A 7,199-nucleotide genomic window follows, 5' to 3' on the forward strand; every position below is an offset into this window, starting at 1 on the left:
AACGGGGCTGAACTCCGCAACAATGTGTTTGCGGGCATCGCTCGTACACGCCGCTCACCCCGGCGACTCTGGGCGTGTATCTTCGCTTCTGATTTGCCTTGGGTCCGCTAGCCCGCATGAACATTATTTATTGAAAATTCAGTAACTATGCGCATGCTAGCTGGTTCTCTAGTGGCTGTCATGCGCCAAGAGTGTTAGAGGACGTTGCGGGGAAATTCGCGTCGGAAAATAGGGGACGTTGCAGGGAAATTAGTGGAACCGAGGAAATTGGGGACGTTGCCGTCTTTTTCATCTTTCACTCCTCGCACCGGTGCCGCTTGCCCCTCCGTCGGGGGCTGGTCGCCGGGAAAAGTAGCAAGGGTCACAAACTGTCCAGAAAAGTCGAGGAGTCGTAGAGTCGAGGAGGCTGGGAGTCACGGAAAACGAATCGCACGCTTAAAGTTGTAGATGTAATATATCCATCGCGGTTTTATGTCATGGGGAGAGTCGATCATAAATGAGAGCAGATCTCGAAACATACAGTCGAAAAAAAAGGGGGGGGGGGAAACTGCAGTCTACCCTCCACTATAAGTGATACCGCCTAACCGGACGCGCCACCGCAGCGCGGCCCTGTGGTGTGAAGGAATGAATCTGAAAGGCCGCGTTCGGGCCGCTCGCGGTGCGCGGGGGCGTTCGGCTCTAGCGGAATTGTTATCCGGAAGTGCCTTCGATATGCTGAGCCTGAGGTAAGTGAACATGATCAATACTATTTGGGCGGTGATCCGTGACGGTAAAATCGTCCCGCTCGAAGACGTGAAAGTCCCTGAGGGAACACGGGCGTTAGTCACCCTATTACCCGAAGATGATGCAAGCTTTTGGTTAACTGCAAGTGAATCATCGCTGAGCGAGGTGTGGGGGAACACTGAGGATGACGTCTATGCCGAGCTACTCGAAAAATGAGGTTGTGCTCGTACGCTATCCCTTCTCGGATCTGACGAGTACTAAGGTTCGTCCTGCTGTCATCGCCAATACGTCCCATTCGTCGCAAGATATACTCCTCGTTCCACTCACGAGCAAAACGACAGGATTACTAGCCGGTGAGTTCATGCTCGCGGACTGGAAAGGAGCAGGCTTGAACGTCGAGACCGCTGCCAAGCGTGGAATCTTTACTATTCATGAACGGCTCGTGCTCAAGAGAGTGGGGAGACTAATCACAAAGGACGCTGAAAAGTTAGAAGCCTCGTTACGAGAGTGGTTGGGCCTGCACTAAGGCGAGAGGCGAAGAAGAGCCGAACCGGGCGCGCCACCGCAGCGCGGCGCTGTGGCGTGAAGGAATGAACGTGAAAGGCCGTGGCTGGGCCGCTCGCGGTGCGCTCAGGCGTTAGCCAGTCGTGTTCATCAAGGTGATCTTGAAGAATAGAAGGAAGTCGTCTGATGCCGCTCTCGGAGTACCTCAGGAATCTGCGCCGCCATGTTGGCAAGGAGTTACTGCTCATGCCCTCAGTGACGGCCATCGTCTTTGATGAACGGGAGCGCGTTCTCCTCGCCAGGCACGGGGACACCGGCCAGTGGGTCGCCCCGGGTGGCAGTATTGAACCGCATGAGACCCCCGCAAATGCCGTGGTCCGAGAAGCCTTTGAAGAGACCGGGCTCCTCGTCGAGCCGACTCAGATTCTCGGCGTCTTTGGCGGTCCGGAGTTTGAGGTTGTGTATGCCAACGGCGACCGCGTGACCTATGTCATGACGGTCTTTGAGTGCCAAGTGCTCAGCGGTACGCTCGCCCCCGATAAGACGGAGACCTTGGAGCTGCAATACATTGGGGCAACTGAATTTGATCGAGTCAATCTGGCTCCGTGGGCAAAGGTGGTACTCCCGGAGATCTGCAGAAGAAAGGGACAGCCGTACTTCGCGCCGGCGACTTGGTACCCGAAATAGAAAATAGGGGACGTTGCAGGGACGTTGCCGTCTTTTTTATCTTTCACTCCTCGCACCGGTGCCGCTTGCCCCTCCGTCGGGGGCTGGTCGCCGGGGAAAGCAGCAAGGGCCACAAACTGTCCAAAAAAGTCGAGGAGTCTGGGAGTCACGGAAAACGAATCGGAGAAACGGAGAATCGGGGAATGGGCGAGCAAACTGTCTAGAGTCTCGGAATGTCCAGGGTCTAGGGTCACAGAGGACAGAACGGGCGACGAGGCGAGCGGGCGATGGGGCGACGGCGACGCGTCTATATCTCAAGCAACTTGACACCCCGGGATGGATTAATGGCGTTCACGTTCGGAGTGTCGCTGATCGCTGCGTTGTTGTTCCGTCAAAAGATGGACATGGACAGTCCGCAGCGCCTCACTGCCAGTACCCACGATGTGTTCATCAGTTATTCCCGCACGCCCGCTGAGAACCTGGAATGGGTGAGCAAACACGTTGTGTCGCAGCTAGAGAAGGCAGGGCTGGGAGTCTGGTTCGACAAGAAGAGCCTCTTCCTTGGCACCTCGTGGTACGAGAAGATCGCGCAAGGGATTCAGGGCAGCCGCTACTTCATCCCGATCTATTCAGCCGACTGTTTCAAGAAGGACTTCTGCCGGGTCGAACTGGAGCTTGCCGCCATCCGCCGCGCGCACGAAACAGCGTTCATTCTACCGTTGGCGCGGGTCAAAACCGACATTCCTCCTGGATACCAGCACATCAACTTTATCGACGTGAACGAGCGGCCAGACTTCATCAATGTGGTACTGGAGGCAGTGAAGACGTCGGCGAAGCCAGACTGATGAGGAAGCGAACGGGAGAAAGGGCGAGAAAACTGTCAAGCATCATAAGAAGTTTAATGAATGAGCGATGGAGTGAATAGGCGCAGGAATGAGGGATGAGAAGCGTTCGCTAGTCACATAAAGTGACTAGCGAACAGAGCATAACATATGGAGCCCGTATTAATGATCACCCACGTTCGCGGCGCGAGAGCCCCGTCCTTCTCTACAATCCTGGCAAATACCGTAGATTTCCATCTTGTGCGTAGAAGCGACAAACCCGAATCGGCGCGCAACTTCTTCTTGCAGGGTTTCGATTTGCGGCTGAGTAAATTCGACGATACGCCCACAGCGCTCGCAAATCAGATGGTCATGATGCTGCTCGCCTTCAAGCTTTTCAAATCGCGCTTGCCCATCAGCAAAGTGTCGCTCTTCTGCCAGGCCGCACTCTTTTAGCAGTTTCATCGTGCGGTAGACGGTAGCGTACCCTACGCGTGGATTGAGACGACGCACTTCGCTGTACAGCTCTTCAACGCTGATGTGCCGATCGGCAGAGAAAAAGACCTGAGCGATGTCCTCACGTTGTGAGGTCGCTTTGAGTCCTTGCTCTTTAATCCAATGACGGAATTGGGTGAGCCGGTCGCTCACTGCGATGCTCCACTCGGCCAGAGCCGTTTGAGCGCGGGCGATAACGACTCATGATCTATCTCACGTCGCGATAACTCATCGATGAGAATATCCAGACGATCAGGCACCGGCATATCGCGATCAAGGAACACGATCTCCTGACCACGGACTCGACATCCTCCCCCTCGTACCTGGTAGCCCACCTCGCGAAAGAGCTTTTCCTCACGGACACGAACACCAACCCGTGCCGCTATGGTCTTCAGCTCTTGCAGGAGAGCACCATCCCTTACCCCAGCCTGTGGTTTCTTTGCCATAGTATTGTCTATTGTGACCAAGGGTGCTCGGCTTGTAAAGTGGTCGCTTGCCCACCTGAGCATGCGGTGATAAGCAGCCCCCGAAGAAAAACAACAAACTGCGACACTTGGGGGTCGTATGATTAAACACATCCTTCTTGCCCTCGACGGTTCTGACCATGCGCGTACTGCACTTCAATATGGATTGTGGCTGGCGGAACGCTTTCAGGCCGAACTGTCAGGCCTCCATGTTATTGATATCGTTTCAGTAGAAGGACCGTTCTTTCAGGATATTTCTGGAGCTTTAGGATTTGAGCCGTACCTCGACGTTACCGGAAAAGTCCGGCAAGCCTTGCACGAACGTGGCCAGCAACTGATTGACGAATTCACTATAACCTGTCGCGAACGACGTATTCCTTGTGAAAGCCAACTTGTGACTGGGGTTATCGCCAATGAAATTTGCGACCACGCACGAACCAGCGATCTCGTTGTGATTGGCCATCGTGGCGCCAACGAGCGCTTTTCTACCGGACTGCTAGGCGGCACAGCAGAAAGTGTCACACGTAAAAGCCCACGCCCGGTCTTTATTACACCAAAGCAATTTCAACCGATCACCAATCCACTACTTGCCTATGACGGCAGTCCACGCGCCAGCACTGCTATGCACTTGGCCGCGGAGTTTTGTGTCGCTCTCCAGCTTCCACTTACCGTGCTTTCCGTTGCACCGCGCGAAAAGACTGGCGACGGGAAACTTCTCGAAGAAGCACGACATTATCTCAATTCGTACGGGATCTCGCTGACCCTTCTCCATGCGATCGGCCACGCCAATCAACAGATCATCGAGACGATCAAAGAACGCAGCCATAACTTGTTATTCATTGGTGCCTACGGCCATAGTCGGATCATCGAAATGGTCCTTGGCAGTACCACTGAGTACGTGCTGCGCAATGCACCGTGTCCGGTGTTTTTGTCGAGATAGCTTTGAGCTGTCGGCGATCAGCTATCAGTTCAGCTTCTTTTTATCCTTCGCTGCCCTGTCTGGCTGAGAGCTAACGGCTGATCGCTGAACGCTTCCTATTGCTCCCCCTACAGCCTCCCGCTAAGATTCGCCCTGACCAAACGGTCAAGAGTGGATTAAGGAGTGTGGAAAAAGATGCGGTACCCACTACATGTAACGACAGACATGATGAAGTGGCAGGCCAAGAACAAGCTGCAAGGCCGGAAACGCTACCCGGTCGTGTTGATGCTTGAGCCACTGTATACCTGCAATCTGGAATGTGTTGGCTGTTCGCCAGAACGTCATTCCGGTGAGTTGAAAGATCGACTGACACTTTCGCAATGCTTACAAGCCGTTGATGAAGCTGGTGCTCCGGTTGTCTCTATCTGTGGTGGCGAACCCACTGTCTATCCAGAGCTTCCTGAACTCGTAGCGGAGACCATCGCCCGCAAACGGCATGTGATCGTGTGTACCAACGCGATCCTCCTTGAACGGTTCTACAGCAAAGCCCAACCTCATAAGCGATTGACGATTAACGTCCACCTCGATGGTATGCGCGAAACCCATGATTTCGTCTGTGCACGTGCTGGCGTGTTCGACAAAGCCATCGAAATGATCAAGGAAGGGAAACGTCGCGGATACACGGTCTGCACCAACACGACGGTCTATCGCGAGACCAAGATGGAAGAAATCGAGGAGTTGTTTGCGCTCCTCACCACGCTTGGCATTGATAACATGCTGGTGTCGCCTGGGTATCATTACGAAAAAGTCCAGCAGAATCACTTTCTCTTCCGGCAAGAGATTCATCAGAAATTCAAAAAAGTCCTGGAACTCTCGAAGCAATATCGTCTTGGTTCGACGCCATTGTTTCTTGAGTTCGCGGCTGGTGAACGTGAATATCCCTGTACGCCGTGGGGCAATGTGACGCGCACGCCGTTTGGCTGGAAAGGCCCCTGCTATTTGATCGGCGAGAAGTATTACAAAACCTGGGATGAGTTCTGGAATGGTGTTGACTGGAGCTACTGGGAGCAACGTATCGATACCCGGTGCCATGATTGCTTGATGCATTCTGGCTTTGAAGCTTCAGTCGCTCGCACCTTCCCCGAAAGTCCACAGGATATGTGGAAGATGGCGAAGTGGATGTTTTCATGATCGGAAGTATGGATATACGATCATGAAAGTCGCACGACTGTACGATGCAACCGACATCCGCTTTGAAGATGAACCCATCCCAACCGTTGGTCCAGGAGAAGCGCTAATTCGTACACGAGCCTGTGGCATCTGCTCTGGCGATGTCATGGGCTGGTACATGAAAAAGAAAGCGCCGCTGGTGTTTGGCCATGAGCCGTCCGGAGAGGTCGTTGAGGTCGGTCCTGGTGTCACCGATTTTCGGCCTGGCGATCGCGTCTTTGTTCATCATCATGCACCATGCTTTACCTGCCGTGCCTGCCAACGAGGTGAGTTTGTCCAATGCGCGACGTGGAAAGCGTCACGCATCGTCCCTGGTGGCATGGCCGAGTATTTCCTCGTTCCGAAAGAAAATTTGTCCGGCGATACGATTCCGCTTCCTGCAGATCTATCTTTCGCTGATGGGGCTTTGATCGAACCTGCCGCATGCGCGGTCAAATCCATGCGCAAGTCCGGCATGCATGCGGGCGATCGTGTGTTCATCATTGGCTTAGGCATTATGGGGCAATTGCACGTTGCCCTTGCCCGCCAGGCAGGGGCAGGAAGTGTCATCGGTACCGATTTCGTTCCTTACCGGCGCGAAAAAGCGCTGGCATTAGGCGCTGATGTTGCTCTTGATCCCGCCCAGGGAACAATTGACGAACAGCTTCGTCAGCACACCAACGGTGAGATGGCTGAAGTCGTCATTGTCGGGCCAGGGTCAATTGAAGCGATGGAACTTGGGATTCGTTGTGCCGCAAAAGGCGGGACGGTCGTGCTTTTTACCACCAGCACCCCAGAAGCAACGCTGCCGGTTTCTCCGTATCATATATATTTCAACGAGATTAGCCTGACCCCTAGTTATTCGTGCGGACCGAATGACACTCGCGAGGCGCTGCAGTTGATTCGTACTGGGGTCATCACGGCAGACAAATTCATCACTCATCGTTATCCCTTCTCGGCGTTACACGACGCGTATCGAACCGCATCAGAAGCGCGCGACTCGATCAAGACGCTGGTTGAGTTTTCTTAAGTGAACGCCTAAGAATCAAAGCTCATCCGCCACTGAGGCAAGCAAAGAGATGAGCATGAGATTTTCCCAGTTAGTTGAACAAGTGCGGGTCTGGCTGCAACGCCAGGGACGAGTTTCCTACCGCGCCCTCAAGCGCGAGTTTGACCTTGACGATGAATCTCTTGCCGATCTCAAAGCTGAACTCATCGATGCGCAGCGTGTTGCCCGTGATGAAGACGGGAAAGTGCTGGTCTGGGCAGGCGAAAACAGTCCAGAGTCTAAATCGGACCATGAAAGATTGGTACACTCGCGCTGTCACCCTGAGTGCAACGAAGGGTCTCTCGGAGGGATTCCGCGCTTCACTGCTCAGAAACACACTCTCAGGCCGA

10 protein-coding genes are annotated in these 7,199 nt (G+C 54.0%); 8 read left to right on the forward strand and 2 right to left on the reverse strand.

Translation table 11 applies throughout. From position 1 onward, the window contains the following. Positions 1-735 precede the first annotated feature (735 nt). The 4 genes from FJ147_26030 to FJ147_26045 all read left to right on the forward strand — a co-directional run bounded on the left by FJ147_26030 (position 736) and on the right by FJ147_26045 (position 2,738). On the forward strand, positions 736-939 hold the full coding sequence (locus FJ147_26030; protein ID MBM4259345.1) for a hypothetical protein: 204 nt from the start codon (positions 736-738) through the stop codon (positions 937-939). Beyond that, positions 917-1,249: a type II toxin-antitoxin system PemK/MazF family toxin gene (locus FJ147_26035; protein ID MBM4259346.1), complete on the forward strand. Its 333-nt coding sequence runs from the start codon at positions 917-919 to the stop codon at positions 1,247-1,249. The genes FJ147_26030 and FJ147_26035 overlap by 23 nt, the downstream gene beginning before the upstream one ends. Before the next feature lie 164 nt (positions 1,250-1,413). Then, a complete protein-coding gene (locus FJ147_26040) occupies positions 1,414-1,914 on the forward strand; it encodes an NUDIX domain-containing protein (protein ID MBM4259347.1) in 501 nt (166 codons plus the stop codon). Between the two features lie 266 nt (positions 1,915-2,180). Next, positions 2,181-2,738 carry a toll/interleukin-1 receptor domain-containing protein gene (locus FJ147_26045; protein ID MBM4259348.1) on the forward strand — a complete coding sequence of 186 codons (558 nt, stop codon included), beginning with the start codon at positions 2,181-2,183 and terminating at the stop codon, positions 2,736-2,738. A 159-nt stretch (positions 2,739-2,897) separates the two neighbouring features. Here FJ147_26045 and FJ147_26050 read toward each other — a convergent pair whose 3' ends face one another. Together FJ147_26050 and FJ147_26055 are read right to left on the reverse strand one after the other, a co-directional pair. Beyond that, on the reverse strand, positions 2,898-3,329 hold the full coding sequence (locus FJ147_26050) for a transcriptional repressor (protein MBM4259349.1): 432 nt from the start codon (positions 3,327-3,329) through the stop codon (positions 2,898-2,900). A 29-nt stretch (positions 3,330-3,358) separates the two neighbouring features. After that, complete coding sequence (locus FJ147_26055) at positions 3,359-3,655, reverse strand: hypothetical protein (protein ID MBM4259350.1); 297 nt, start codon at positions 3,653-3,655, stop codon at positions 3,359-3,361. A 118-nt stretch (positions 3,656-3,773) separates the two neighbouring features. Here FJ147_26055 and FJ147_26060 point away from each other — a divergent pair, with 118 nt between their 5' ends. From FJ147_26060 to FJ147_26075, 4 genes are all read left to right on the forward strand, one after another. After that, positions 3,774-4,613 (forward strand): universal stress protein, encoded by an 840-nt coding sequence (locus FJ147_26060; protein MBM4259351.1) that lies wholly within the window; start codon positions 3,774-3,776, stop codon positions 4,611-4,613. A 174-nt stretch (positions 4,614-4,787) separates the two neighbouring features. Continuing rightward, positions 4,788-5,783: an adenosyl-hopene transferase HpnH gene (hpnH, locus tag FJ147_26065; protein ID MBM4259352.1), complete on the forward strand. Its 996-nt coding sequence runs from the start codon at positions 4,788-4,790 to the stop codon at positions 5,781-5,783. A 22-nt stretch (positions 5,784-5,805) separates the two neighbouring features. Continuing rightward, positions 5,806-6,831: a zinc-binding dehydrogenase gene (locus FJ147_26070; GenBank protein ID MBM4259353.1), complete on the forward strand. Its 1,026-nt coding sequence runs from the start codon at positions 5,806-5,808 to the stop codon at positions 6,829-6,831. 55 nt (positions 6,832-6,886) lie between these two features. Further along, a partial coding sequence (locus FJ147_26075; GenBank protein ID MBM4259354.1) for a hypothetical protein occupies positions 6,887-7,199 on the forward strand: 313 nt, incomplete at its 3' end.

This window comes from Deltaproteobacteria bacterium, from assembly GCA_016874775.1.
Classification (GTDB): domain Bacteria; phylum Desulfobacterota; class Binatia; order Bin18; family Bin18; genus VGTJ01.

What these genes read in the sequence shown, in the direction of transcription:
- FJ147_26045 (MBM4259348.1), top strand. Translation starts at nt 2,181, where the DNA reads ATGGGGCGACGGCGACGCGTCTATATCTCAAGCAACTTGACACCCCGG.
- FJ147_26030 (MBM4259345.1), top strand. Translation starts at nt 736, where the DNA reads ATGATCAATACTATTTGGGCGGTGATCCGTGACGGTAAAATCGTCCCG.
- FJ147_26070 (MBM4259353.1), top strand. Translation starts at nt 5,806, where the DNA reads ATGAAAGTCGCACGACTGTACGATGCAACCGACATCCGCTTTGAAGAT.
- hpnH (MBM4259352.1), top strand. Translation starts at nt 4,788, where the DNA reads ATGCGGTACCCACTACATGTAACGACAGACATGATGAAGTGGCAGGCC.
- FJ147_26035 (MBM4259346.1), top strand. Translation starts at nt 917, where the DNA reads ATGCCGAGCTACTCGAAAAATGAGGTTGTGCTCGTACGCTATCCCTTC.
- FJ147_26060 (MBM4259351.1), top strand. Translation starts at nt 3,774, where the DNA reads ATGATTAAACACATCCTTCTTGCCCTCGACGGTTCTGACCATGCGCGT.
- FJ147_26040 (MBM4259347.1), top strand. Translation starts at nt 1,414, where the DNA reads ATGCCGCTCTCGGAGTACCTCAGGAATCTGCGCCGCCATGTTGGCAAG.
- FJ147_26055 (MBM4259350.1), bottom strand. Translation starts at nt 3,655, where the DNA reads ATGGCAAAGAAACCACAGGCTGGGGTAAGGGATGGTGCTCTCCTGCAA.